This window comes from Peristeroidobacter agariperforans, from assembly GCF_004138335.1.
Classification (GTDB): Bacteria; Pseudomonadota; Gammaproteobacteria; order Steroidobacterales; family Steroidobacteraceae; genus Steroidobacter; species Steroidobacter agariperforans.
The window spans coordinates 760,356-784,806 of record NZ_RYFW01000003.1; the positions used below are offsets into that span (position 1 = coordinate 760,356).

The 24,451-nt window shown below is 63.3% G+C and carries 22 protein-coding genes; 16 read left to right on the top strand and 6 right to left on the bottom strand.

Annotated elements, in window-relative coordinates; genetic code table 11:
- Position 1: 1 nt before the first annotated feature.
- Both mfd and EK373_RS25435 read right to left on the bottom strand, forming a co-directional pair.
- Positions 2 to 3,604, bottom strand: a complete 3,603-nt coding sequence (mfd, locus tag EK373_RS25430) for a transcription-repair coupling factor (RefSeq protein WP_129647214.1) — start codon at positions 3,602 to 3,604, stop codon at positions 2 to 4.
- Between the two features lie 128 nt (positions 3,605 to 3,732).
- A complete protein-coding gene (locus EK373_RS25435; RefSeq protein ID WP_129647216.1) occupies positions 3,733 to 4,038 on the bottom strand; it encodes a hypothetical protein in 306 nt (101 codons plus the stop codon).
- Between the two features lie 196 nt (positions 4,039 to 4,234).
- Between EK373_RS25435 and EK373_RS25440 the strand changes: the two genes are divergently transcribed.
- The 3 genes from EK373_RS25440 to lolD are packed head-to-tail and all read left to right on the top strand — an operon-like array spanning position 4,235 to position 7,434.
- Positions 4,235 to 5,500, top strand: coding sequence for a lipoprotein-releasing ABC transporter permease subunit (locus tag EK373_RS25440; protein WP_129647218.1), 1,266 nt, complete (start codon positions 4,235 to 4,237; stop codon positions 5,498 to 5,500).
- Positions 5,493 to 6,740 (top strand): lipoprotein-releasing ABC transporter permease subunit, encoded by a 1,248-nt coding sequence (locus EK373_RS25445; RefSeq protein WP_129647220.1) that lies wholly within the window; start codon positions 5,493 to 5,495, stop codon positions 6,738 to 6,740. The genes EK373_RS25440 and EK373_RS25445 overlap by 8 nt, the downstream gene beginning before the upstream one ends.
- A gap of 16 nt (positions 6,741 to 6,756) precedes the next feature.
- Positions 6,757 to 7,434: a lipoprotein-releasing ABC transporter ATP-binding protein LolD gene (gene lolD / locus EK373_RS25450; RefSeq protein ID WP_129647222.1), complete on the top strand. Its 678-nt coding sequence runs from the start codon at positions 6,757 to 6,759 to the stop codon at positions 7,432 to 7,434.
- Positions 7,435 to 7,449: 15 nt separating this feature from the next.
- On the opposite strand, the gene EK373_RS25455 is transcribed toward lolD, so the two are convergent.
- Positions 7,450 to 7,992 (bottom strand): DUF2062 domain-containing protein, encoded by a 543-nt coding sequence (locus EK373_RS25455; RefSeq protein WP_129647224.1) that lies wholly within the window; start codon positions 7,990 to 7,992, stop codon positions 7,450 to 7,452.
- A gap of 86 nt (positions 7,993 to 8,078) precedes the next feature.
- Here EK373_RS25455 and EK373_RS25460 point away from each other — a divergent pair, with 86 nt between their 5' ends.
- The 7 genes from EK373_RS25460 to kdsB all read left to right on the top strand — a co-directional run bounded on the left by EK373_RS25460 (position 8,079) and on the right by kdsB (position 15,412).
- Positions 8,079 to 10,403 carry a DNA internalization-related competence protein ComEC/Rec2 gene (locus EK373_RS25460; protein ID WP_129647226.1) on the top strand — a complete coding sequence of 775 codons (2,325 nt, stop codon included), beginning with the start codon at positions 8,079 to 8,081 and terminating at the stop codon, positions 10,401 to 10,403.
- Between the two features lie 74 nt (positions 10,404 to 10,477).
- Positions 10,478 to 11,095: a MotA/TolQ/ExbB proton channel family protein gene (locus EK373_RS25465; RefSeq protein WP_129647228.1), complete on the top strand. Its 618-nt coding sequence runs from the start codon at positions 10,478 to 10,480 to the stop codon at positions 11,093 to 11,095.
- A complete protein-coding gene (locus tag EK373_RS25470) occupies positions 11,092 to 11,529 on the top strand; it encodes an ExbD/TolR family protein (protein WP_129647230.1) in 438 nt (145 codons plus the stop codon). The genes EK373_RS25465 and EK373_RS25470 overlap by 4 nt, the downstream gene beginning before the upstream one ends.
- Positions 11,530 to 11,557: 28 nt before the next feature.
- Complete coding sequence (gene msbA, locus EK373_RS25475) at positions 11,558 to 13,321, top strand: lipid A export permease/ATP-binding protein MsbA (RefSeq protein WP_198683635.1); 1,764 nt, start codon at positions 11,558 to 11,560, stop codon at positions 13,319 to 13,321.
- 91 nt (positions 13,322 to 13,412) lie between these two features.
- Positions 13,413 to 14,435, top strand: a complete 1,023-nt coding sequence (lpxK, locus tag EK373_RS25480; RefSeq protein ID WP_129647232.1) for a tetraacyldisaccharide 4'-kinase — start codon at positions 13,413 to 13,415, stop codon at positions 14,433 to 14,435.
- A 16-nt stretch (positions 14,436 to 14,451) separates the two neighbouring features.
- Positions 14,452 to 14,640 carry a Trm112 family protein gene (locus EK373_RS25485; RefSeq protein WP_116813761.1) on the top strand — a complete coding sequence of 63 codons (189 nt, stop codon included), beginning with the start codon at positions 14,452 to 14,454 and terminating at the stop codon, positions 14,638 to 14,640.
- Between the two features lies 1 nt (position 14,641).
- Entirely contained in the window at positions 14,642 to 15,412 is a 771-nt protein-coding gene (gene kdsB, locus EK373_RS25490) for a 3-deoxy-manno-octulosonate cytidylyltransferase (protein WP_129647234.1), read from the top strand.
- Positions 15,413 to 15,414: 2 nt separating this feature from the next.
- On the opposite strand, the gene EK373_RS25495 is transcribed toward kdsB, so the two are convergent.
- Complete coding sequence (locus EK373_RS25495; RefSeq protein WP_129647237.1) at positions 15,415 to 15,606, bottom strand: hypothetical protein; 192 nt, start codon at positions 15,604 to 15,606, stop codon at positions 15,415 to 15,417.
- Between the two features lie 210 nt (positions 15,607 to 15,816).
- On the opposite strand from EK373_RS25495, the gene EK373_RS25500 reads away from it, so the two are divergent.
- Complete coding sequence (locus EK373_RS25500) at positions 15,817 to 16,305, top strand: low molecular weight protein-tyrosine-phosphatase (protein ID WP_129647372.1); 489 nt, start codon at positions 15,817 to 15,819, stop codon at positions 16,303 to 16,305.
- A gap of 73 nt (positions 16,306 to 16,378) precedes the next feature.
- Here the strand turns inward: EK373_RS25500 and rne are convergent, their stop codons facing one another.
- A complete protein-coding gene (rne, locus tag EK373_RS25505; RefSeq protein WP_129647239.1) occupies positions 16,379 to 19,105 on the bottom strand; it encodes a ribonuclease E in 2,727 nt (908 codons plus the stop codon).
- 471 nt (positions 19,106 to 19,576) lie between these two features.
- Between rne and EK373_RS25510 the strand changes: the two genes are divergently transcribed.
- On the top strand, positions 19,577 to 20,605 hold the full coding sequence (locus EK373_RS25510; RefSeq protein ID WP_129647241.1) for an RluA family pseudouridine synthase: 1,029 nt from the start codon (positions 19,577 to 19,579) through the stop codon (positions 20,603 to 20,605).
- 38 nt (positions 20,606 to 20,643) lie between these two features.
- Here EK373_RS25510 and EK373_RS25515 read toward each other — a convergent pair whose 3' ends face one another.
- Positions 20,644 to 21,249 (bottom strand): Maf family protein, encoded by a 606-nt coding sequence (locus EK373_RS25515; protein WP_129647243.1) that lies wholly within the window; start codon positions 21,247 to 21,249, stop codon positions 20,644 to 20,646.
- Between the two features lie 242 nt (positions 21,250 to 21,491).
- Here EK373_RS25515 and EK373_RS25520 point away from each other — a divergent pair, with 242 nt between their 5' ends.
- From EK373_RS25520 to EK373_RS25535, 4 genes are all read left to right on the top strand, one after another.
- On the top strand, positions 21,492 to 21,941 hold the full coding sequence (locus tag EK373_RS25520; RefSeq protein ID WP_157994533.1) for a YceD family protein: 450 nt from the start codon (positions 21,492 to 21,494) through the stop codon (positions 21,939 to 21,941).
- A gap of 39 nt (positions 21,942 to 21,980) precedes the next feature.
- Positions 21,981 to 22,175 carry a 50S ribosomal protein L32 gene (gene rpmF, locus EK373_RS25525; protein WP_129647247.1) on the top strand — a complete coding sequence of 65 codons (195 nt, stop codon included), beginning with the start codon at positions 21,981 to 21,983 and terminating at the stop codon, positions 22,173 to 22,175.
- 29 nt (positions 22,176 to 22,204) lie between these two features.
- The gene (gene plsX, locus EK373_RS25530) at positions 22,205 to 23,230 is read left to right on the top strand and encodes a phosphate acyltransferase PlsX (protein ID WP_407676219.1); all 1,026 of its coding nucleotides are present in this window, start codon (positions 22,205 to 22,207) and stop codon (positions 23,228 to 23,230) included.
- 111 nt (positions 23,231 to 23,341) lie between these two features.
- Positions 23,342 to 24,301 carry a L,D-transpeptidase family protein gene (locus EK373_RS25535; RefSeq protein ID WP_129647251.1) on the top strand — a complete coding sequence of 320 codons (960 nt, stop codon included), beginning with the start codon at positions 23,342 to 23,344 and terminating at the stop codon, positions 24,299 to 24,301.
- Positions 24,302 to 24,451 lie beyond the last annotated feature (150 nt).

The following is a 24,451-nucleotide window of genomic DNA, read 5'->3' on the forward strand; positions in this document are numbered from 1 at the left end:
CTCAGCGTTTGAATCGCTTGCCCGAGGTGGGTTTGTAGCTCACGGTCGGCTTCGGCGCCGGAGCCTTCGGTGGCGGATTGGCCTTGCTCGCGGCGGCGGCGATCGTCTTCTCGCGCGCTTTCTCCGCTGCCAGCTCGGCGGCGGTGGGCGTCGCCTTGCTGAGTTCGGCGAGTAATTGTTCGGCTTGGTTGAAGCGCAGCTCTTCCTGCTCGAGGTTCATCGTGAACTTCAGCTTGTTGCCGCCTTCGAGTCGATGGGTGCGGGAGTTGCGCTGAACATAGCGGATCAGCGTACCCGGCTCGACCTTGGTGTCGCTTTCGAACGTCACCGAGCCGCCGCCCGGGCCGATGTCGATCTTGCGCAAGCCGAGCGTGCGCGCCGCTTGTTTGAACTCGGCGATCCGGAACAAGTTCTTCGCCGGCGGCGGCAGCAGGCCGAAGCGGTCGATCATCTCCACCTGCAGCTCTCGCAACTCCTCGCTCGTCTTGGCGGCGGCAATGCGCTTGTACAGCACGAGGCGCAAATGCACGTCGGGCAGATATTCATCCGGCAACAGCGACGGCGCGTGCAGATCGACTTCCGGTCCCTGGTGCATCGGCTGATCGAGCTGCGGCACCTTGCCGGACTTGAGCGCATTGACCGCGCGCTCCAGCATTTCCATGTAGAGCGCGTAACCAATCTCCTGGATCTGGCCGCTCTGCTCCTCGCCGAGCAATTCGCCGGCGCCGCGAATCTCGAGGTCGTGAGTCGCGAGCGTGAAGCCTGCACCCAGATCTTCGAGCGATTCGATCGCCTCCAGACGTTTCACCGCATCGGCCGTCATTAAATTGCGCGGCGGTGTCATCAAATACGCGTAAGCCTGGTGATGCGAGCGACCGACGCGTCCACGCAGCTGGTGCAGCTGTGCGAGACCGAGCTTATCGGCGCGATCGATGATGATGGTGTTGGCGGACGGCACGTCGATGCCGCTCTCCACGATGGTCGTACACACCAGCAGGTTGGAACGCTGGTGATAGAAATCCAGCATCACTTGTTCCAGCTCGCGCTCGCGCATCTGGCCATGGCCGATGGCAATGCGCGCTTCCGGAACGAGCTCGGCCAATGTGCGAGCTGTCTTCTCGATGGTGTCGACGCTGTTGTGCAGGAAATAGATCTGACCGCCGCGGCGGATTTCGCGAAGGCAGGCCTCGCGGATCGTCGCCGTGTCCCACTGCGAAACAAACGTCTTGATCGACAGTCGCGATACCGGCGGGGTCGTGATCAGCGACAACTCGCGCAGGCCACCCATGGCCATGTTCAGCGTACGCGGAATCGGCGTTGCCGTGAGCGTCAACACATCGACTTCGGCGCGCAGCTGTTTGAGCTTCTCCTTGTCTTTGACGCCGAAGCGGTGCTCTTCGTCGATGATGAGCAGGCCGAGCCGCGCGAACTTCACGCCCGACTGCAACAGACGATGCGTGCCGACGACGATGTCCGTCTGACCGGACTCGAGGCTCTCCATGACCTGATTCACTTCCTTGGTCGTACGGAAGCGCGACAACGATTCGACGCGCACCGGCCAATCGGCGAAGCGGTCGGCGAATGTCTGGTAGTGCTGTTGAGCGAGCAGCGTGGTGGGCACGAGCACCACGACCTGCTTGCCCGCCTGCACGGCGACGAACGCCGCACGCAGCGCTACTTCAGTCTTGCCGAAGCCCACGTCGCCACAGACGACTCGATCCATGGGGCGTCCGCTGCCGAGATCGTCGACCACCGAACGAATGGCGGCCGCCTGGTCGGGTGTCTCTTCGAACTTGAATGCAGCTTCGAACGCACGCAGATCGTCTTCAGGCGCGAGCAATTGTTCGCCCTGACGCGCGGCGCGCCGCGAATACAAATCCAGCAGCTCGGCTGCCGTATCGCGAATGCGCTGCGCAGCTTTCTTGCGCGCCTTTTCCCAGGCATCGCCGCCGAGCTTGTGCAGCGGTGCATGTTCGGCCGGTGCGCCGGTGTAGCGGCTGACCAGGTCCAGCGCCTGCACCGGAACATATAACTTGTCGCCTTCGGCATATTCCAGCACCAGGAACTCGCTGGTGAGGCCGCCGACATCCAGCGTCGCCAGGCCGACGAAACGGCCGACGCCGTACTCCTCGTGCACCACCGGCGAGCCAGGGTGCAGATCGGTGAGATCGCGAATGATCTTTTCCGGATCGCGCTCCGGCCGGCGTCGACGGCGCTCCTGCCGAGCGCGCTCACCAAACAACTGTTCCTCTGCGATCAGCGCAAGCGGCGGGTCATCGAGCTGCAGACCGGTCGAAATCGGCGACACCGTGATCGCGAGCCGATCGTCGCCGGCCTCGAAGGCCGACCAGCTCTCGACCAGTTGCGGCTTCAGGTGGCTCTTGGACAGCAGGTCGATCAGCATCTCGCGTCGACCAGCGGATTCGGCCGCCAGCAATACGCGTCCTTGGAACGCGCTGACGAAATTCACCAGCTCGCGCGCGGGCTCTTCACTGCGCTGATCGACACGCAGGCTCGGCGGCACACGAGTAGCAAAGTTCTGGTAGGGCAATGTTTGCGTCAGCGGATCCAGCTCGACGCGCGACAGCTCGATGCGTCGATACGAGGTCATGCGCTGCATGAACTCGGCGACCGGCATGAACACTTCACGCGGCAGGAGGATCGGTCGATCCACGTCGTGGCCGCGTTGCTCGTAACGGTTCTCGACCTCGGTGAACGCCTGCGTCGCCATCGAGTCGATCTCGCGCTCGACGGCGATGATGGTGTTCGGGGGCAGGTAGTCGAGCAGAGTCGCCGTCTTGTCGAAGAACAGCGGCAAGTAATATTCGATGCCCGGGGGCGGCGCGCCTTCGGCGATATCGCGATAGATCGACATGCGCGTGAGATCGCCTGGGAAGCGATTGCGGAAGCGGCGCTTGAAGTTCTGAATGCCCTCGGCGGTCAGCGGAAATTCGCGAGCGGGTAACAAACGCAGCGCCGGCACTTTGTCGCCGGAGCGCTGAGTTTCGGGATCGAACTTACGAATCGACTCGACCTCGTCATCGAACATGTCGAGGCGATAGGGCGAGTCGCTGCCCATCGGATACAGGTCGACGATCGAGCCGCGCACCGCGAATTCGCCAGGCGCCATCACTTGTGAGCTCGAGACATAGCCGGCGCCGGCCAGGCGGTCGCGGAACGCGGCGACATCGAACGTTTCGCCGGTCCGCAGATCGAACGCGTGCGCATCGATGTATGCCTGCGGCGGCAACCGCTGCAGCATGGTTTCCAGATCGACGATAACGATGCCCTTGGTCAGCCGGGGCAGGGACGAGAGCAATCGCAGTCGTTGCGAAACGATGTCCGGGTGCGGCGAGAACAGGTCGTAGGGCAGCGTTTCCCAGCCCGCAAACGTTTCGATCGGCGTCCCTGGCTCGCAGAAAAAGCGCAGCTCATCCTCGATGCGACTGGCGGCGCGCGCGTCGTGCGCGATCACCAGCATCGGTTGGGAGGATTTGCGCGCGGCCTCGGCTAACCACAGGGCAGTTGCGGAGCCGTAGAGCTGGCCCCAACGAACTTGCAGTTGTGTACGGCTGGGAAGAATCGGACGGTCGGAGTCGGTCATCGCTCGCCTGAAATATGGGCGCGGGTGTCAGTTCCAAATAGCGGACACTCGGGTCGACGCCTCGCGGCGTCCCCGAAGGGGCAAAGACTCTACCAGAGAGCGGTTGGCGGTGAGCGGCTGGGGGCCGGTCAGCTGGCCGAGACGACCGTGTGGATGACCAGCTGATGCTCGAAATAGACCTCGAAGCCAGGGTATTTCCAGCGCGTGATCGGCGGTTCGCCGACGGCCGGGAGGCGCTCGCTGGGGGCGCCGAACTGGGCTTCGACCTTTTCCATGGACGTGCCACGGGCCGGCACATTGGTCTGCTGGCCAGCGGAGGGAGCGGGCGGGGTGGTCAGCTCATCGGCCTGTACAGCCGTAGCGGCCGCAGACACGGCCAGGGCCGCGAGCAGCGGCAGCTTGGAGCGCAGTTTCGGGCGAATCTGAAAGCTCATGACACCCTCCTGGGACGACAATCCGGTCCTGCTGTGCGCCGTCAGCCGGCGCAACCGAGGACCGGCGGCGACTGTACTGCAGGGCTTACATAAGGGCCAAGCGCGACACCCCAATTTGTTGTCGCAGTTCACATTTCCGGGGCCAGTTTCCATAACGGCCGGGCCAGGGTAGCCTTGCCCGCCCGAAAGGAGTGACATGTTCCACCCCCTGCCGCTTTACATCGGGCTGCGCTACGTGCGCAGCCGCAGCCAAGGCTTCTTCGTCTCATTCATCAGTTGGGTTTCGATGCTGGGCATCTGCGTCGGGGTGGCGGCGCTGATCACCGTGATTTCGGTCATGAACGGGCTGGAAGGCGAGATGCGGGGGCGCCTGCTGAGCCTGGCCTCCCATGCCACCCTGTCCGGCGAACCTGAACAACTGCAGGACTGGCCGGCGCTCGCGGATCGGGTCCGCAAGGAAGAGGGCGTCGTCGGCGTCGCTCCTTATATCGATCTGCAAGGCATGCTTGGGCGAGGCGCGGACATGCGAGCGGCGCTGATCCGCGGGGTCGATCCGCAGATCGAGTCGCAGGTTTCCGACATAGGCGCGCACATGCAGGTCGGCAGCTTCACCGATCTGATCGCGGGTGAGCAGCACATCATCCTGGGCGCCGGTCTCGCTTACGCACTCGATGCCCGGGTGGGCGATGAGATCACAGTGCTCGTGCCAGCGATGTCGGCCCAGGGCGAGGGCGTGGTGAGCGGCATCGATCTCAGGCCTCGCATTCAGAACTTCATTGTCAGCGGCGTGTTCGAGGCGGGCGCTCAGGAGCAGGACAACGTGCTCGCCCTGATTCATTTGCAGGATGCGTCGGGGCTTGCGGGAACGCATGGCCTGCCCAATGGACTGCGCTTGAAGTTCGACGACATCTTCGCCGCGCCCGTGCGCACACCGCAGATCAACGAGGCACTCGGCGGCGAGTTCAAAGTGAGCGACTGGTCGATCGAGAACGCCAGCTACTTCCGCGCGGTGCGTATCGAGAAGACCATGATGACGTTGATCCTGATGCTCATCGTCGCTGTCGCTGCATTCAACATCATTGCGGCGCTGGTCATGGTCGTGAACGAGAAGCGCACCGACATCGCGATTTTGCGCACCGTCGGCATGACGCCGCGCGCCGTCGTTGGCGTATTCATGACGCAAGGCGTATTGATCGGCTGGTTCGGCGCGCTGCTGGGCCTGCTCGTCGGACTGCTGCTGGCGTTCAATGTTTCTACGATCGTGCCGTTCCTCGAGCGTTTGTTCGGCGCGAAGGTGTTCGATCCGACCGTGTTCGTGATCTCCGATATGCCCTCGGAGGTGCAATGGCCGCAGGTCATGGGCATCACGCTCACGGCTTTGGTGCTCACGGTGCTGGCGACGATCTATCCGTCGCTGCGGGGCGCGGCCACCGAGCCTGCGGAAGCGTTGCGCTATGAGTAAGCGTTACGAGTTCCTGATCGGCCGCCGCTACCTGCGTTCGAATCGCGGCAACCGGTTCGTTTCTTTCATCTCGACCATCTCCATGCTCGGCATCGCCATCGGCGTGGCGGTGCTCATCGTCGTGCTGTCGGTGATGAACGGCTTCGAGCGTGAGGTGCGCGATCGCATTCTGAGTCTCACATCGCACGCTGCGATCAGCGCGTTCGGCTCGGGTCTGCCTGACTGGCAGGGGACTGCGGCGAAGATCGGCGAGCACCCAGAAGTGGTGGCGTCCGCGCCCTACATCGAGGCGCAGGCTTTACTGATGGCAGGCCCCAAGAGCAGCGGTGCAATGGTCACTGGCGTGTTGCCCCACTACGAGCGCAAAGTCACATCGATCACCGAAAAGATGGCGCAAGGGTCGTTCGAAGAGCTCAAGGCCGGCGACTTCGGCATCGTGCTCGGCGTGGAGCTGGCGAAGACGTTGAATGTGTCCTTGGGCGATCGGGTCGTGGTGGTCACGCCGCTGCGCAGGACGACGCCCCTGGGCGTCATGCCGCTCCATCGTGCGTTCAAGGTGGTCGGCATCTTCAATGCCGCGATGTACGAGTTCGATCGCAATCTCGCCTATATCAATCTGAACGACGCGGCGCGCCTGTATCGCATGGGCGACGATGTGACCGGCTTGCGCCTGAAGCTTACGGACATGTTTCTCGCGCCTCACCTGGTGCGCGAGCTGGCGCTATCGCTCGGTGGCGGTTACTACATCGATGACTGGACTCGCAAGCACGCGAACTTCTTTCGCTCCATCCAGCTCACGAAGTCGGCGATGTTCCTGATCCTGCTGCTCGTGGTCGCGGTCGCGGCGTTCAACATCGTGTCGACGCTAGTCATGGTCGTGAAGGACAAGCGCACCGATATTGCGATTCTTCGCACCATCGGCGCGTCGCCGCGCGGCATTCTGACCATCTTCATGACGCAAGGGACGGCGATCGGCTTCATCGGCACGGTCGCGGGCGTCGCGCTCGGCGTGCTGATTTCGGTCAACCTGGAAACATTGATCCACGGCCTCGAAGCGGTGCTCGGCGTGCATTTCCTGGACGCGAAGGTTTATTACATCAGCGACCTGCCGGCGACGGTGCTGTGGCCGGATGTGATCAAGATCAGTGTGACGACCTTCCTGCTGTGCTCGCTGTCGACGTTGTATCCGGCGTGGCGCGCGGCACGGACGCAACCTGCGCAGTCACTGCGGCACGATTGAGAACAAAGAGAACTTCATGTCCGATCCGGTTCTGGCTTGTAACAACCTGACCAAGCATTTTCAGCAGGGCGACGCCCGCGTGGAAGTGCTGAAAGGCATCGATTTCACGATTCATCCGGGCGAGCGTGTCGCCATCGTCGGTGCGTCGGGGTCGGGCAAGACCACGCTGCTGCAGCTGTTGGGCGGCTTGGATCTGCCGACCTCGGGCACGGTCAAGATCGCGGGTCAGGAAATCAGCCTGCTTTCTGACAAGGAGCGCGGCGATCTGCGCAATCGGGCGCTGGGTTTCGTGTATCAGTTCCATCATCTGTTGCCCGAGTTCACGGCGTTGGAGAACGTCGCGATGCCGTTGCTCATCCGTCGCGTGCCAGTGGAAGAGGCGCGCACGCAGGCACGTCAGTTGTTGGAGCGCGTCGGGTTGCGCTCGCGTCTCGAACATCGGCCCGGACAGTTGTCGGGTGGAGAGCGTCAGCGTGCCGCCGTGGCTCGCGCGCTAGTGACGCGTCCACCGATCGTGTTGGCGGACGAGCCCACGGGCAATCTCGACGGGGCGAACGCGCGCCAGGTGTTCGAGCTGATGTTGGAATTGAATCGAGAACTGGGCACGGCGCTGATCATCGTGACCCACGCGCCGGAACTGGCCGCACAGCTGCAACGCTCGCTCACGTTGAGCGACGGCCAGCTGCACGGATGAAATTCATTTCCTAGCCTATTTTTCGGCTTTCGCCGACGCTTTCAGGTTATTCGCGCCTTTGCGCTCGTGATATTTGAGCACCAGGCTCAGATGCCAGGCGCCGCCGAGTAGCACGTAGCCGCACACGGCCGCGGTCACGCCCAGCACCAGGCATCCCAGCAGGAACGGCTTCCAGATCGGCAGCAGCTGTGTGGTCAGCCACTCCCAGGTCATGGCGAAGGCGATGGGATGAGCGGTGACGCCGAGCACTTGGGAGCCGACCCAGTAGGCCGCCATATACATGGGCACCATGGTGAGCGGATTGGCCAGGAATGTGCCGAAGATCGCCGCGGGCACATTCAAGCGCAACGACAGCGCCAGGATCGTGGCGAGCAGGAAGTGCACCGGGATGGGCACGAAGGCGACCAGCAAACCGAGCGCGAACGCGCGGGTCACGTTGCGCCGGTTCAAGCTCCAGTACACCGGATGCTCGAGCAGCAGGCGGAACGGCCGCATGAACCAGCGATCTTTCCAGCGATGGCGCTGGCGGCTGAGCGGTTTGAAGAATTGTCGGGGCATTCAGTGAGCCGGGGTGGGCGCGGACACGGATTATCTCAGTCGCGCCGGCCAGCCGCGACGGATTTGTGCATGCGCAAGGAGGCGCGATGGGTGCGGTCGCTCTTGGATTTCTGATAGGCCATTGCCTGATTCATGGTTTGCCGCACTTGCCGGCGCTTGCATGGCTCGTTTGCATCGTGCTTGCACTCGCGGTGTTGCTCGTAGGGAGACACTGCGCAGCGCGCAAGGCACGCGATTTTAGTATTGCTACGGCGTCGATTGCGGCTCTGCTGGGCATCGTGTGGGCTTGGGGTCATGCAGCTGCGCGGCTGGCGGATGATTTGTCGCCCGCGCTCGAAGGTCGGGATCTGACTGTGCGTGGCTTCATCGCTTCGTTGCCGGACGCGAAAGTCGATCCGCAGTTCGCGTTCGATGTGGTGGATGCGGCAGCCAAAGTTCCAAAACGTCTGCGCTTGACCTGGTATCGCGCGCCATCGATTCCGCAGCCGGGCGAACAGTGGCAGCTCACGGTTCGTTTGAAGCGTCGCAATGGGTTCGCCAACCCGGGTGGATTCGATTACGAAGGTCATTTGTTTCGTGAGGGGTTCGGCGCGGTCGGCTACGTCCGAGATGATGACGACAACCGACGATTGCAAGTCGCCACACGCCGATATGTCATCGCTCGAGCGCGCGCTTGGATAGGTTCCCGCATTGCCGCCGCGGTTGGCGATCATCCGATGCTCGGTGTGCTGCAGGGACTCGCGATTGGCGATACCAGCGCGATGAAAGCGCAGCAGTGGCGCGTCTTCGCTGCGACCGGGACGACTCATTTGATGGCGATCTCCGGTCTGCACATCGGTATGGTCGCGATGCTCGCGGCCTGGGCCGGCGGTGGCATCGTCCGTTGGCGTCGAGCGCAGCCGCTGGGCTTGACGGCCATGCACGGTCAAGTGCTCGCCGGCCTGGCGGCCGCAGCGATCTATTCGGTGCTCGCAGGAATGTCCGTTCCCACGCAGCGTACGCTGGTCATGCTGTGTATTTATTTCGGTCTGCGATGGTGGCGGCGGCCGCTGGCCATCGGCCGGTCGCTGAGCCTGGCGCTGCTCGTCATTCTGCTGCTCGATCCGTTCGCGACGCTGGCGGTGGGCGCCTGGCTGTCGTTCGTCGCGGTGCTGGTCATTCTCATGGCGACCGCGGGGCGGTTGATGCGCGCAGGCATGATTGCGAGCTTCAGCCGTGTGCAATGGGCAGTGACGATTGGCTTGCTCCCGGTGTTGTTGCTGTCGTTCGGCAATTTGTCGCTGGTGGCGCCGGTCGCTAATGTGCTGGCGATTCCGGCATTCACGCTGCTCATCGTACCGGGCGTGCTGGTCGGGACCCTGGCCGCGATGATCCATCCGTCGCTGGGTGCGTTGCTGCTCAAGCTTCCTTTACTGCTGCTGGATGCTGGATGGCCGGTGCTGGAATGGCTTGCTCAGCAGCCGTTAGCGGTGTGGCACGCGCCGCAGCCGTCGTTGCCCATCTTTGTCGCGCTGGTCGCCGGCGTCTTGTTACTGATGTTGCCGGCGATCTGGCCGTTGCGCCTGACCGGCGTACTGCTGTGCTTGCCGATAATGTTCTATCGCGCACCGACGCCAACGCCCGGTACGTTCGAGCTGACCGTGCTCGATGTGGGGCAGGGCCTGGCTGCGGTCGTGCGGACGCATTCACACACATTGGTGTACGACACCGGGCCGTCGTATCAATCTGGCCGCAGCGCTGCGGAACTGGCTGTGCTGCCGTTTCTGCGCTATCGCGATGTGCGCAGCGTCGACTTGCTGATGGTGAGTCATGGCGACCAGGACCACAGCGGCGGCTTGTCCGATCTGCTGGCCGGACTGCCGGTCCGCGCGCTTGCTGTTGGACCTTCGGTGATCAAGGCGCCGCCGGGCAGCACGGGCTGCGAGCGCGGGCAGCAGTGGCAGTGGGACGGCGTGTGGTTCACTGTCCTTCATCCGGACGGGCCTGCCGGAGAGCAGACATTCCCTGAAAGTGGCAACGACGCTTCCTGTGTGTTGCTGATCCGCGGACGCGCGGGCTCCGCGCTGCTGACCGGCGACATCGAGGCCGACGCCGAGCGTCAGCTACTGGAACGGGGACTGCCTCACGCAACGGTCGTGGTTGCGCCCCATCATGGCAGCGACACTTCGTCGAGTACGCTATTCGTCGCCGCCGTGCGACCGGATGTGACGATTTTTTCCACTGGTTATCGTAATCGCTGGAATTTCCCGCGTCCGGACGTGGTGGCGCGCTGGCGAGCAGCGGGCGCGCGCTGTTACGACACCGGCGCGAGCGGCGCAATCAGCGTCGTTTTCGAGCCGCAGATGGATGCAGCGAATGTGCAAGTTCGCGAGCAGCGTCACACACAGCGAAGGTACTGGACCCGGCAGTGATGCTGCTTCTGCGAAAGCTGCTAGACTGCGGCGAATAACCCGGCTCCCTATACACGGTCACAGCAAACACTGTCATGTTCGAAATCGTGAAAGCCGGCGGCATCATGATGGGGCCCATCATCCTCGCCTCCATCGTGACCGCAGCCATTTTTCTGGAACGTCTCTGGACTCTGCAATCCAAGCGAGTGCTGCCCTCGGATCTCACGGAGAAGGTGTGGCGCTGGGTGGAGCAGGGGCAGATTCAGGACAAGCACATCGCGGCGCTTCAGCAGAACTCGCCGCTGGGCAAGATCCTGGCCGCGGGCCTGGCCAATCGCAATCGCGATCGCGTCGTGATCCGCGAGGCCATCGAGGACACCGGCCGGCACGTGGTGCACGAGCTGGATCGGTTCATCGGCACGGTCGGCACCATCGCCTCGCTGTCGCCGCTGATGGGTCTGCTCGGCACGGTGTTCGGCATGATCCGCACCTTCAATGCCATCACCACCGCAGGCATCGGCAATCCGGCCAGCCTGGCCGGCGGCATCGCCGAGGCGCTGATCACCACCGCTGCGGGCCTGACGGTCGCCATTCCGGCGCTGCTGGCCTATAAATACCTGCGCGGCCGCGTGCAGACGCTGGTGGTGCAGATGGAAAAAGAGGCCATCAAGCTGGTCGAGGCCCTGGAAGGCCAGTCGCGGGAAGCCGCATGAACCTGCGACAGAAGGACCACGAAGAACCGGAAATGAACCTCACGTCGCTGATCGACGTGGTGTTGCTGCTGCTGATTTTTTTCATGGTGTCGACCACGTTCGTCGACGAGTCCCGCATCAAGCTGCAGCTGCCCCAGGCCAGCAACGAGCCGGCGGCCGACCAGAAAAAGGATCCGATCGAGGTGGCCGTGACCGCCACCGGCGAGTATCGTGTCAATGGCCAGGTGTTGATCAACACCAGCCCCGCAACCTTGTCGGCTGCGGTTTCCAAGCTTGCCGGCGAGCGGCGCGACCTGCCGGTCACGATCCGGGCCGATGCGCGCAGCACGCATCAGTCGGTGGTGACGGCCATGGACGTGCTCGGGCGCCTCGGATTCAAGGCTATCAGCATTGCAACAGTCAACGACCAGAGCAGCTCGGCCGCAGGCCAATAGCGACGACAACAAGAACGTCTCTGTCCCCATGTCACGATCCGAGCGCGCCTCCAAGGGTTCCATGCCGGATGACGCCTGGCAGACCTACAAGCGCCTGATCGGCTATCTGCGACCTCATCGCGGCATGTTTGCGCTCGGCATGGTGGGCGCGATCGTGTTCTCGATCAGCATGGTCAGCTTCACCGCGTTCGCCAAAGTGTTCGGCGACGGCACCTTCGAGAATCGCGATCCGCGCACCATCGTCTGGCTGCCGCTGGCACTGATCGGTTTGTTCCTGTTGCGTGGCCTCGGCGATTTCACTCAGACCTATTGCATGGGCTATGTCGGCAGGCACATCGTCAAGCGGCTGCGCGGCCAGGTGTTCGAGCGCATCGTGCATCTGCCCGTGAGTTACTTCGACCGCAACTCGAGCAACGTGCTGCTGACCAAGCTCACCTACAACACCGAGCAGATCGGCCAGGCGTCGACCGATTCGATATTGATCACGCTGCGCGAGGCGCTGACCATCATCGGCTCCATCGTGGCGCTGTTTTATTTCAATGCGCGCCTGGCGGCGATTGCGTTGATCATGGGCCCGCTGGTGGCGTGGCTGATCGGCATCATCAACAAGAAATTCCGTCGCTACAGCCACCGCATCCAGGACTCGATGGGCGATATCACGCGCGTCTCCAAAGAAACATTGGAAGCGCCGCGGGTCATCAAGGTCTACAACGCCGAGAACTATCAGGCTGCGCAGTTCGAAGGCGTGAACGAGCACAACCGCCGTTCGCACATGCGCCTGGTGCTCACCAAGGGCTTGTCGAATCCGGTGGTGCAGATGGTGACGGCGACCGGCTCGGCCATCGTGCTGTCCATCGCGATTTCGGATGCGATCAATCAGCGCATGAGCATGGGCGACCTGCTGGCGTTCTTCGTTGCTCTGGTCGGCATCGCGCAACCGCTGCGCTCGCTGGTGGGTGTGTCCGGACCGTTGCAGCAGGGTATCGCGGCGGGGCAGAGTATTTTCCAGTTGATCGATGAGACAGCCGAGCCCGAAGGCGGCAATCTGGTTGCGGAGCGGGTGCGCGGCGATATCGAGTACCAGGATATTTCCTTCACGTACCCGGTCGGCAAGGGCGCGGCCCTGCACGACGTGAGTCTGAAAGTCGCGGCGGGCGAGGTGGTCGCCATCGTCGGCCGCTCGGGCAGCGGCAAGTCGACGCTGGTGAATTTGTTGCCGCGTTTCTACGAGCCGGATTCGGGCACGATTCGAGTCGACGGCCACGAGTTGCACGAGTATCAATTGCAGAGTCTGCGCGAGCAGATTGCGGTCGTCAGCCAGGACGTCGTGCTGTTCAACGATACGATTCGCGCCAATATCGCCTTCGGTCGCAAAGCGTCCGATGAGCAGATCGAGCGGGCCGCTCGAGCCGCGCTGGTCATGGACTTCGTTCGCGAGCTGCCGGCGGGGCTCGATACGATGGTCGGCGATCGCGGTGTGCTGTTGTCGGGTGGGCAACGGCAGCGAATTTCGATTGCGCGCGCGTTGTTGAAGAATGCGCCGATCCTGATTCTCGACGAGGCCACATCGGCGCTGGATACCGAGTCGGAGCGCTTCATTCAGGCGGCGCTCGAAGAGCTCATGCACAACCGCACGACGCTGGTGATCGCGCATCGGCTCTCGACGGTGGAGAAAGCCAGCCGCATTCTGGTCATGGAAGCCGGCCGGATCATCGAAAGCGGCACGCACGCCGAGCTGATCGCGAAACAAGGACAGTACGCGATGCTGCATGCGATGCAGTTCAATGCATGAGCGTGGCGCGTCGCCAGGTCTCGAGCCTTTTGCAGCCATCACTGCGTAAACGTCACAACCTTCGGTGGCGACGGGTGATGGGGCGTTGTTGATGGACGCCTTCCTCCAGCGAGTTTGGTACGAGCGCCACGCACAGTGGTTCTCGGCGCTGCTCCTGCCGCTATCCTGGTTGTTCGGTGCCGTCGCTGGTGTTCGCCGTGCGGCTTATCGACGCGGCTGGTCTCAATCGTTCCGCGTGTCACGCCCGGTGATCGTTGTTGGAAACATCACAGTCGGGGGCACTGGCAAGACTCCCATGACGATCTGGCTTGCTGAGCGGCTGCGGGCTCGCGGTGTGCAGGTTGGCATCGTTCTGCGGGGTTACGGCGGCACGTCTGCGCAGTGGCCTCGCGATGTGACGAGCGAAACTTCGGCCGATGAAGTCGGCGATGAAGCTGTGCTCCTGGCGCGACGCACGGGTGCATTGGTCGTGGCGGGGCCAGATCGAGTGGCCGCCGCGAAGCGAGCCATCGAGCGCGGCGCTCAAGTGATTCTCTGCGATGACGGTTTGCAGCACTATCGCCTGGCGCGCGACATCGAGATCGCGGTCATCGACGAGCGGCGCGGCCTGGGGAATCGCCGGCTGCTGCCGGCCGGGCCGCTGCGCGAGCCGCCGAGTCGTCTGGATAGCGTGGCTCTGAAGGTGCTCACCCGACGCGCACAGTCGCCGTCATCCACTGCGCTTCCCAACGCAATCGTGACCACACCCGTGCTCGGCGAGGCGGTATCTCTCGGGACCGGCGAGCGCCGGGATTTGCAGAGTTTCGTGGGATCTCGCGTGCACGCCATTGCCGGCATCGGCAATCCAAAAGCGTTTTTCGACGCGCTGACCGGGCTCGGTCTGACCGTGGATGCGCATCCTTTACCCGACCACGCCCGGCTGACCGAAGCGGACATTGCGTTTCCGGATGGCGCGCCAGTGCTAATGACCGAGAAGGATGCAGTAAAATGCCCGCCCGGCGCGGATGCCTCGCGCCTCGCGAATTGCTGGGCCGTGCGCCTGGATGTCGCGATCGGCGAGGCGGATGCGCAGGCCATCGATCGTTTGCTCGATCGCCTTCTGGCGGCTCACTAATTTCAATGGAGCGTCCATGGACTCCAAATTGCTCGACATTCTCGCCTGTCCGCTCTGCAAGGGCCCTTTGCAGTATGCGAAGGCGCAGCAGCTGCTGATCTGCCGTGCCGATCGGCTTGCTTATCCGATTCGCGACGGCATACCCGTCATGCTCGAAGACGAGGCTCGCACGCTCGAGCCGATGGATCCGTTGCTGAAGGATTGATGTGACATTCAAAGTCGTCATTCCGGCGCGCTACGCGTCGGCGCGCTTGCCGGCGAAGCCGCTGCTCGATATCGGCGGCCGGCCGATGATTCAGTGGGTGATCTCGGCTGCGGCACAGAGCGGGGCTGACGAAGTGCTCGTCGCCACGGATGACGAGCGCATTGCCGCTGCGGCCATCGATCCTGGTACGCAAAAGTCGATCGCGGTGATGACCCGCGCCGACCATCTTTCAGGGACCGATCGTATCGCCGAAGTTGCCAGTCAGCGCGGCTGGGATAAACGAACCATCGTCGTGAACGTGCAAGGCGACGAACCTTTGTTGCCGCCGGCGTTGGTGGGGCAGGTGGCGGGTCTGCTCGAACGGCACGCCGATGCCCACATCGCGACGCTGTCGACGCCGATCAACAGCCTGCACGAATTCCTCGATCCCAATGTCGTAAAGGTCGTGACGGACCAGGACGGCGCCGCGCTGTATTTCAGCCGTGCGCCGATTCCATGGAATCGCGACGGAGCGCTGCAAGGATTGACGAGCCAGGTGAGCTTCGCGGGCGCACAGCGTCACTTGGGCATCTATGCCTATCGCGTCGAAGCTTTACAGCGAGTCACGGCGTTGTCGCCAGCGGAACTCGAGCTCACAGAGAAGCTGGAGCAACTGCGGGCGTTACAAGCTGGAATGAAGCTGGTCGTCGCTGTGGCTGCTGTGCCGCCGCCCACGGGCGTGGACACCGAGAGCGATCTCATCCGAGTGCGCGCGGTGCTCGGCGCAAGCTGATATCAGGATCCGGGGCGCCCGTCGCTCACCCTGGTGAGCTCGGAGTGATGGGCGGTCTCGAGCACATCGCTGTCCCAGCGGATCAGTAGATAACCCAGGTCCATCAGTTTCAGGACCGTACCGTCGGGAAATTCAGGGCGGCGCGCTGCGCGAACGCGATCGCCCTCCGCGAAGTAATGCGCTGACTTCGGCATGAGTGGCCGTGGTATGGCCGTCCTCGGCCGATGTCACTGCTCTTGTACGCACGCACCCCATGAACGCCCATTCGCATTTCCGACTAGGGCGCCGGCGCTGCACGCCATCAGCAAAGCGCTGAATGGCGACATTCGTACCCGGGTATGGACGCGATTACAATGGTTCGTACCGTAGCGCCACCGTCGAGGGCCACACCGGGCCGCATGATCATGGGAACACGCAGCGTCAAGCGCATCCTGTTTATTTGCATGGGAAACATTTGCCGGTCGCCATCCGCGGAAGGCGTGTTTCGCCATGTATTGGCGACCCACGCACCGGACCTGCAGATCGAAATCGATTCCGCGGGCACGCACGATTATCACATCGGCGCTCCGCCGGACCGGCGCTCGATCGAAGCGGCCCGGCGCCGGGGCATCGATCTTACGTCGCTACGCGCGCGCATGGTCTCGGCCGAAGATTTCGATCGCTACGATCTCATTCTGGCGATGGATGAGGAGAATCTGCAGGAGCTGCGCCGTCGCGCGCCGGCGATTCATCACGAGCGTATTCGTTTGATGATGGAATACGCGCCGCACGCGCCATCCCGCTTCGTGCCCGATCCATACTACGGTGGCGCACAGGGCTTCGAGGAAGTGTTGGATCTGCTGGAAGAAGCCGCGCAGGGCCTGTTGGCCGAGCTGCGCACGATGCGCCGCTAATACAAATCAAAAGCGCCGGCCAATAAAAAAGGCTGGCGGTCTCCCGCCAGCCTTCTAATCGAACGACGCTCGATTATTCGTCGCGACGCGTGCCGCCCGAACCGCCCCACGAGCTGCTGCTGCTCGACGGCGATGAGCTCCACACAGTGTATTTCTCACTACCGCTCGACGCTGCGGCCGGCGCGTGAGACTCGGACTCGCGAGGCTTTGGTTCGGGAGCAGGGGATGACTCGCTCGAATGCTCACGAGGCGCGTGTTCGCGAGGAGCTTCGGAACGAGGCGCCTCAGAGCGAGGTGCGTGTTCGCGAGGCGCCTCCGAACGAGGCGCATGCTCGTGCGCAGCTTCGGAACGCGGGGCTTCGGCACGAGGGGGCTCGGAGCGCGGCTGCGATTCGGAGCGGCTGGGTGTGCCGCTGCTGAAGTCGCTGCTACCGCCCGAACTCGATTCACGAGGCGCGGACGGAGCATGGTCACCCGACCCGCTGTCCTGGGTGTGGCCTTCGTCACCGTGGCCGCTGCCCTGGGCTTGGCCTTCGCCGCCACCCTGGCCGCCGCCAACGTCATCGCCACCGCGACCACGACCGCGACGACGACGGCCACGACGACCGCGTCCGCCGCGCTCGCCGCGTTCACCGCGTTCACCTCTCTCTCCACGCTCGCCAGAGCGCTGAGCATCACCACCCGGAGCGGCGCCGGCTGCTGCCGGAGCTGCACCTTCAGCCGATGCAGCGGCTGCCGGAGGGGCGGGCGCGCGCTGAGGCTGTTGCTGACGTTGTTGTTGCTGCTGTTGCCGACCTTCGCTGCGGCCGCCTTCGGCGCCGTGCGGCTTGCGATCCTGGCGCTGTTGATGACCGTCGCGACGAGCTTCTTGCGCCGGCTTGTCAGAGCGCTGTTCCTGCTTGCCGCCGCGATCTCGGTCACGATCACGCGAGCCACGGCCCTGACGATCGCGATCACCGCCACGGTCACGACCATGACGATCACGATCGCGGCGATGCCCGCCGTCGGAGCGAGCGCGCGAGCTATCACGACGCACCGGTTCCGGCGCAGGCGCGGGCGCCGCGCCCGTGCCCGTGCCCGTGCCAAAGAAGAAGCGCCACAGCTTCACGAAGATGCCGATCTGCTCGACCGGCTCGGGCTTCGGCGGTGGGGCAATGGTTGTTTCCATCGCGATGGTCGGCGGCGGGGGAATCGACGGAACCGTCGAAGTCACGACTGCCGGTTGAGCCGCGGCGGCGCGCTCTTCGCGCTTGGCGACCTCTTCGGCGGAGGGCTGCGGAGCGACTGGAATCTGATGACTGATTGCCGAATTCTCCGGCAGACCCGCTTCGTCATCGCGCACGCGACGGATTTCGTACGCGGGCGTCTCCATGTACTTGTTCGGCACCATCACCACTTGCACGGCGCTCTTGTGCTCGATGTTGTTGAGCCACTCGCGTTTCTCGTTCATGAGATACGTGGCGACTTCCACCGGCAGCTGGGCAATGACTTTGACGGTGCGGTCCTTGCGCGCTTCTTCGCCGATCAAGCGCAGCAGGGCCAGGGCCAGCGAGTCGACACTGCGAATCGAGCCCATGCCGTTGCAGCGGGGGCAGTTGATGCTCGCGGACTCGCCGATCGACGGACGCAGACGCTGCCGCGACAGCTCCAGCAAGCCGAAACGCGAGATCCGGCCGATCTGGATGCGGGCGCGATCCTGTTTCACGGCGTCGCGCAGGCGATCTTCGACGGCGCGCTGATTCTTCTGCGACTCCATATCGATGAAGTCGATGACGATCAGGCCGCCGAGGTCGCGCAGGCGCAGCTGACGCGCAATTTCATCTGCGGCTTCGAGGTTGGTGTTGAGCGCGGTGGTTTCGATATCGCCGCCGCGGGTCGCACGCGCGGAGTTGATGTCGATGGACACCAGCGCTTCGGTCGGGTCGATGACGATGGAGCCGCCCGAGGGCAGGTTGACCTTGTGAGAGTGCGCCGACTCGATCTGGTTCTCGATCTGGAAGCGCGTGAACAGCGGTACGCTGTCTTCGTAGAACTTCAGCTTGCGCAGGCCGGCAGGCATGAAGCGCTGCATGTACTGCTGCGCTTCGGTGTAGATCTCCTGGTTGTCGATCAGGATCTCGCCGATGTCATCGGACAGGTAGTCGCGCAGCGCGCGAATGATGGCTTTGGATTCCTGGTAAATCAGGAACGGCGCGGCTTTGCCTTCGGCGGCCCCGGCCACTGCATTCCAGACTTCCTTCAGGTTATCCAAATCCCATTGCAGCTCTTCGGCGGAGCGGCCGACGCCGGCGGTGCGCACGATGGCGCCCATGCCGTCGGGAATTTGTACCTGGTCGAGGGCTTCGCGCAGCTGCTCGCGATCTTCACCTTCGATTCGACGCGACACGCCACCGGCGCGGGCGTTGTTCGGCATCAGCACCAGGAAGCGGCCGGCGAGGCTGATGAAAGTGGTGAGCGCGGCGCCTTTGTTGCCGCGTTCTTCTTTTTCGACCTGGACGATGACTTCCTGGCCTTCGTTCAACAGGTCGCGGATGTTGCCGCGGCCGCCCGGCGACTGGCCGTCCTTGAAATATTCCTTCGAGACTTCCTTCAGCGGCAGAAAGCCATGGCGCTCCGCGCCGTAGTCGACAAAGCAGGCTTCCAGGCTGGGCTCGACGCGGGTGATGCGTCCTTTATAAACGTTGGCTTTTTTCTGTTCCCGTGACGGGACTTCTACATCCAGGTCGTATATTCGTTGTCCATCAACCAGTGCTACGCGCAACTCCTCTTCCTGAGTCGCGTTGACTAACATTCTCTTCATGAGGCCCTTCTAAGGATTCAAGGGCCGGGCGAGCACGCACGGCGGGCGCGAGCCATAAAGGCAGGGAGGAGCGATCGGGGAATGTCTTCATCCGATGTTGCCTGCGCGGACCCCTGGTGTAATACCGGGAAGATCCGGCGCGTTTTTTATCCTGTCGCTTTGGCGTCCCGCTCGTAGGCGCTGCGTCGACCCGGAATACGAGGTGCGTCATTCCGGCATCGCCGTTCGCGCGGCCGAGCGATGGTCTGCGACCCTGACAGGTCTGAGCAGAACCAACTAAGATGCGGCGCCCTTCGGAGCGAAGCCACTAGAGTGCCGCGTATCGGTGCGCGAGCGTCGCTCGACTGATCGGTGTCTAAGATCTGTGTCTGGACGCGCACGAACCTGAAATCGTCGCGGAACATATCACAGGGCTATCGTCCAATCAATGGTCAATCAATAAGTTACGAGCGCTTCTCAAGTCTGCCCCGCATGCCTCGCACCGCCCCCCCGAAATCACCCGACACAAATTCTCCCTCCCAGTCATCAACTAGGGCCGGTCAAGGGGTTGGCGTTAGCTATGTGGAGGCTGGGGAGGGCGATGCCGGACAACGCATCGACAACTTCCTCAGCCGCATCCTCAAGGACGTGCCGCGGAGCTTGATTTATCGGATCTTGCGCACGGGCGAGGTGCGGGTGAACGGCAAGCGCGCGAAGCCCGAAACGCGGCTCGCCGAGGGCGATCGGGTTCGATTGCCTCCCCTGCAGCGAAAGACCGAGGAGCAGCGGGCGGCCGAACGCAGCGCGCCTTCGCGGTCACTGCGCGAATTCGTCGCGGGCGCCATCATTCATGAGGATCGCGACCTGATCGTCGTTAATAAGCCGGCCGGCGTGGCCGTTCACGGTGGGAGCGGGTTGAGCGCGGGCGTGATCGAGGCGCTGCGTGCCGCGCATCCCGAGCTGAAGGAGCTCGAACTGGTGCACCGGCTGGATCGGGATACCAGCGGCGTGCTCATGATCGCCAAGCGCCGGGCCGTGCTTCGCGAGCTGCACGCTCTATTAAGAGAGCGCGACATGGAAAAGCGCTATCTCGCGCTGGTCGTCGGGCGCTGGCCGTTCGGCTCCAAGACCATCGATCTGCCGTTGAAGACCAATCTGAAGCAGGGCGGCGAGCGAGTGGTGCGCGTGCATGCGGACGGCCAGCAGGCGATCACGACCTTCAAGCCGATCCAGCATTTCGGCAAGCTGGCGACGCTGTTGGATATCTCTCTGGGTACGGGCCGCACGCATCAAATACGTGTGCACGCGGCGCATGCCGGGTATCCGATCGCGGGCGACGAGAAATACGGCGACCGCGAGCGGGATGCGAAGCTGAAGCCGTTTGGCTTGCAGCGCATGTTCCTGCACGCGCAGTCGCTGAGCTTCGAGCGCAAGGGCGCAAAGCCCTTCACCGTGAGCGCGCCGCCACCGCCTGACTGGCAGGCGGTGATCGACAAGCTCAAGGAGGAGTTCAGCCGTTAGGGGTCGGGGTTTGTTCTTGCCAGCCGCCAACGGCTGACTTAAGGCAGATCGAAGCCGTTTCGGCGCAACGCGCCGGCCAGCCAGATCAGCGGCAGGCCGATCAGCGCCGTCGGATCCTGCGACTCGATGCGGTTGAACAGGGCCACGCCCAAGGATTCCACCTTGAAACCGCCCGCGCAGTCGTATGGCTTGTCCCGCATGACATAGCGTTTGATCTCGTCCTCGTTGAGCTGGCGGAAATGCACGGTCGTCAGGTCGACATGGCCTTCGTTGCTGGGCCCGTTGGTATTGATGACGTGCACGGCAGTGTGGAACACCACCCGCTGGCTGCTGAGCGACTTCAGCTGGGCCACGGCGCGCTCCCCCGACCCCGGTTTGCCAAGGACATCCCGGCCACACAGCGCCAGCTGGTCCGAGCCGATGATCAGGCTGTTGGTGTGCCGGCGGGCGACCGCCTCGGCCTTGGCCCGGGCCAGGCGCTGAACAAGGTCCACGGCCGACTCGCCGGGGAGCGGCTCCTCATCGACATTGGATGCCGCGACCGTGAACGGAATTCCCAGCCGATCCAGCAGTTGGCGTCGATAGGTGGAGGTGGATGCGAGCACCAGCCTCAGGCCGTTGGAGGGGGCTGCCGGGGGGCTCATGGGCGATCCTGGGGCCGCACCAGGGCGGCGTCTAGGCACCCAGCCGCAGGCTGGATTACAAGCTGTGAGAAAACAAACATTTACGCCTTTCTTTTTTTGACACCATGGGGGGTCGCCGCTAGTATACGCGCCCCATGCCGCGACCCCCGGCCGTCCCCGCAGACAATATCGTCGATGCAGAGGTCTGCGCGCGGGCGGGAAGAACGATTGCACGACGATTTTCCGCTGCCGAGCTGCCGCGCGTGCGCGAAGCTGGCGGCCTGGAAGGTTCGTCGATCGAGGCAGAATTCCAGTTCAGTGAGTTCGAGGGCAAGCCCGCCGTGGCCGGCGAGCTGCAGGGCACGGTCGTGCTGACCTGCCAGCGCTGCATGCGGCCGGTGGATATCGAGCTCGACGACACCTTCCAGGTGATACTCGTCGATGCCGAGCGCAGCGACGAGCCGGGTGGCTACGAGCCGGTGGTCGTCAAAGCCTCGCGGCTCGATCTGGCCTGGTTGGCGGAAGAGCAGGCGCTGCTTGCCTTGCCGCTGGTGCCGATGCACGAGAGCGAGGACTGCGGCGCCGAGGTGGCGCCCGGAGAGATTGCATCGACAGAGGAACGTGAGGACGACGCCGAGGACGCGGATGACGCGGCCGGAGCGACCACCCATCAGCCGTTCCAGAATTTGCGGGACCTGCTGCGCAAGCAGTGAGCGTCTCGATGTCGGTATTGGATAGTTTGGAGATCAGTCATGCCTGTTCAGAAAAGCCGAAAGACCCCGTCCAAGCGCGGCATGCACCGCTCGCACGACGGCCTCGAGCGCCCGGCGCTGTCGGTCGATCCGACCTCCGGTGAAACCCATTCCCGTCATCGCATCTCGCCGGATGGCTTCTATCGCGGCAAGAAAGTGATCGCGACCAAAGAAAAGTCCGATAGCGACGAATAACCCGCCGTCGTTAGCTCCGAGTACCGTATCTGAGCAACCGGCCGGTAACCATCGCGGTGGACGCCATGGGGGGCGATCACGGCCCCTCGGTCACCGTGCCTGCGGCGCTCTCGGCTCTGCAGAAGGATGCCGACCTGCGAATCACGCTGGTCGGCCTGAAAGAACCTGTTCAGACCTTGTTGAACGGCGCGGCTGCGCCGTTGCTGTCGCGTATTCAGCTGCGCGAAGCGTCCCAGGTTGTGACCATGGACGAGAAACCGCAGGAGGCCCTGCGGAAGAAGAAAGACTCGTCCATGCGCGTCGCCATCGACCTGGTGAAATCAGGAGAGGCGGATGCTTGCGTGAGCGCCGGCAACACCGGTGCGCTCATGGCCACGGCGCGCTTCGTTCTCAAGACCATCGAAGGGATCGACCGGCCCGCGATCATCTCGCGCATCCGTGCCCGTCACGGCCACACGCACATGCTCGACCTCGGTGCGAACTCTCAATGCAGCGCCGAGCATTTGTTTCAATTCGCGGTGATGGGTTCGGTGGTCGCGGCCGATATGCACGGCATCGAGCGTCCGCGAATCGGCATTCTCAATATCGGCGAAGAAGAAACCAAGGGCGATAGCGTCGTGCAGGACGCGGCCCGTTTGCTGGCCGCGAGCAAGCTGAATTACATCGGCTTCGTGGAAGGCGACGATATTTTCTCCGGCGAAGCGGACGTCGTGGTCACCGACGGGTTCACCGGCAATGTCGCGCTCAAGACCATGGAAGGGCTGGCCAACATGCTGGTCGGCGCGTTGAAGACCGAATACACGCGCAACCCGCTGCGCTATGTGGGTGCGCTGGCCTCGTGGCCGGTGCTGAGGTCGCTGCGCAAAGAATTCGATCCGCGAACGTACAACGGCGCGAGCATGGTGGGTCTGACCGGTGTGGTGATCAAGAGCCACGGCAGCGCCGACACCGTGTCGTTTGCGAACGCCATCCGCGTCGGTCTGGTCGAAGCGCGCAAGGGCGTGCCGACCCAGATCAGCAACCTGCTGAAGGAGCAGGCGTCGGCTGTGGCTTGAAATCGCTCGCAGCCCCATAATTAAGAAGTTGACAGGTCTGTTTGACTTTGGCAGGGAAGTCGCCCAGCTCACACTCTCGACCGCGCGCAACTGCTACACTTTTTGCCCATCATGAAGATCCGTTCTCTGATCCGCGCCGCGCTGCTATTGGCAGCGACCACGAACGCATTCGCAGCGACCTATACCTTGCCGGTCGGCAAGGACACCGTCATCGGCGAAGTGCAGAAGGTGGTAGCCGCGCACGAAGACACGCTGCTCGACATCGGCCGCCGCTATGGCGTGGGCTACGAGGAGATCGTGGCAGCCAATCCGGGCGTCAATGCCTGGGTGCCGGGGGCGGGCACCGAGGTGGTGATTCCGTCGCGTTACATTCTTCCTGACGGGCCCCGCGAAGGCATCGTGGTCAGCCTCTCCGAACATCGCTTGTTTTATTTTCCGCCTCACAAGGCGGACGAAGCGGCCGTGGTTCGCACTTATCCGATCAGTGTCGGACGCATGGATTGGCACACGCCGCTGGGTCTCACGCGCATCGTGAATAAGCGCGAGAAGCCGATCTGGTATCCACCGGAGTCGGTGCGCAAGGAACATGCGGCAGACGGACGTCCGCTGCCCAAAGCGGTGCCGCCGGGCCCGGATAATCCTCTGGGTGAGTACGCGATGCGTCTGGGCATTCCGGGCGGCGCGTACCTGATCCACGGCACGAATCGGCCTTCGGGCGTGGGCATGCAAGTCACCCACGGGTGCGTGCGCATGTTCCCGGAAGACATTAAAGAGCTCTATCCCATGGTGCCGGTGAATACGCCGGTACGTCTGGTCGATCAGCCATACAAGATGGGCTGGCGCGGCGATGAGCTTTTCATGGAAGTGCACACGCCGCTGGAAGGCACGGACAGCGCCGAGGCGCACAGCCTCACCAACATCACCAAGCTGCTGGTGGGCGCGACTCAGGACCGTTCCGTGGTCATCGATTGGGCGAAGGCCGAGCGCACGTTCGAAAGCGCCAGCGGTATCCCCGAGCCGGTGATGCTTCATCCCGCATCGACCGTTCAGGTCATCGACGGCGGTAACTAGCACCGCTCCCACGCGCAGCGGGTCGCACTGCTAAACTGCGCACGCGGATCCCGCGGCCGAGGTCACCTAAACCACCGAGTTAGTCCAGGCCAAGGCTGTGGGGTCCGCCACATTTGCAAAAGGCCGTGGAGCGATCCACGGCCTTTTTTA

Excerpts from the sequence above, each read along its gene's own strand:
- EK373_RS25440 (WP_129647218.1), top strand. The coding sequence starts at position 4,235 with ATGTTCCACCCCCTGCCGCTTTACATCGGGCTGCGCTACGTGCGCAGC.
- EK373_RS25485 (WP_116813761.1), top strand. The coding sequence starts at position 14,452 with ATGGACTCCAAATTGCTCGACATTCTCGCCTGTCCGCTCTGCAAGGGC.
- rne (WP_129647239.1), bottom strand. The coding sequence starts at position 19,105 with ATGAAGAGAATGTTAGTCAACGCGACTCAGGAAGAGGAGTTGCGCGTA.
- mfd (WP_129647214.1), bottom strand. The coding sequence starts at position 3,604 with ATGACCGACTCCGACCGTCCGATTCTTCCCAGCCGTACACAACTGCAA.
- EK373_RS25460 (WP_129647226.1), top strand. The coding sequence starts at position 8,079 with ATGGGTGCGGTCGCTCTTGGATTTCTGATAGGCCATTGCCTGATTCAT.
- EK373_RS25465 (WP_129647228.1), top strand. The coding sequence starts at position 10,478 with ATGTTCGAAATCGTGAAAGCCGGCGGCATCATGATGGGGCCCATCATC.
- EK373_RS25455 (WP_129647224.1), bottom strand. The coding sequence starts at position 7,992 with ATGCCCCGACAATTCTTCAAACCGCTCAGCCGCCAGCGCCATCGCTGG.
- EK373_RS25515 (WP_129647243.1), bottom strand. The coding sequence starts at position 21,249 with ATGAGCCCCCCGGCAGCCCCCTCCAACGGCCTGAGGCTGGTGCTCGCA.
- EK373_RS25500 (WP_129647372.1), top strand. The coding sequence starts at position 15,817 with ATGGGAACACGCAGCGTCAAGCGCATCCTGTTTATTTGCATGGGAAAC.
- lolD (WP_129647222.1), top strand. The coding sequence starts at position 6,757 with ATGTCCGATCCGGTTCTGGCTTGTAACAACCTGACCAAGCATTTTCAG.
- EK373_RS25445 (WP_129647220.1), top strand. The coding sequence starts at position 5,493 with ATGAGTAAGCGTTACGAGTTCCTGATCGGCCGCCGCTACCTGCGTTCG.
- EK373_RS25470 (WP_129647230.1), top strand. The coding sequence starts at position 11,092 with ATGAACCTGCGACAGAAGGACCACGAAGAACCGGAAATGAACCTCACG.
- msbA (WP_198683635.1), top strand. The coding sequence starts at position 11,558 with ATGTCACGATCCGAGCGCGCCTCCAAGGGTTCCATGCCGGATGACGCC.
- EK373_RS25535 (WP_129647251.1), top strand. The coding sequence starts at position 23,342 with ATGAAGATCCGTTCTCTGATCCGCGCCGCGCTGCTATTGGCAGCGACC.
- EK373_RS25435 (WP_129647216.1), bottom strand. The coding sequence starts at position 4,038 with ATGAGCTTTCAGATTCGCCCGAAACTGCGCTCCAAGCTGCCGCTGCTC.
- rpmF (WP_129647247.1), top strand. The coding sequence starts at position 21,981 with ATGCCTGTTCAGAAAAGCCGAAAGACCCCGTCCAAGCGCGGCATGCAC.
- lpxK (WP_129647232.1), top strand. The coding sequence starts at position 13,413 with ATGGACGCCTTCCTCCAGCGAGTTTGGTACGAGCGCCACGCACAGTGG.
- EK373_RS25510 (WP_129647241.1), top strand. The coding sequence starts at position 19,577 with ATGCCTCGCACCGCCCCCCCGAAATCACCCGACACAAATTCTCCCTCC.
- EK373_RS25495 (WP_129647237.1), bottom strand. The coding sequence starts at position 15,606 with ATGCCGAAGTCAGCGCATTACTTCGCGGAGGGCGATCGCGTTCGCGCA.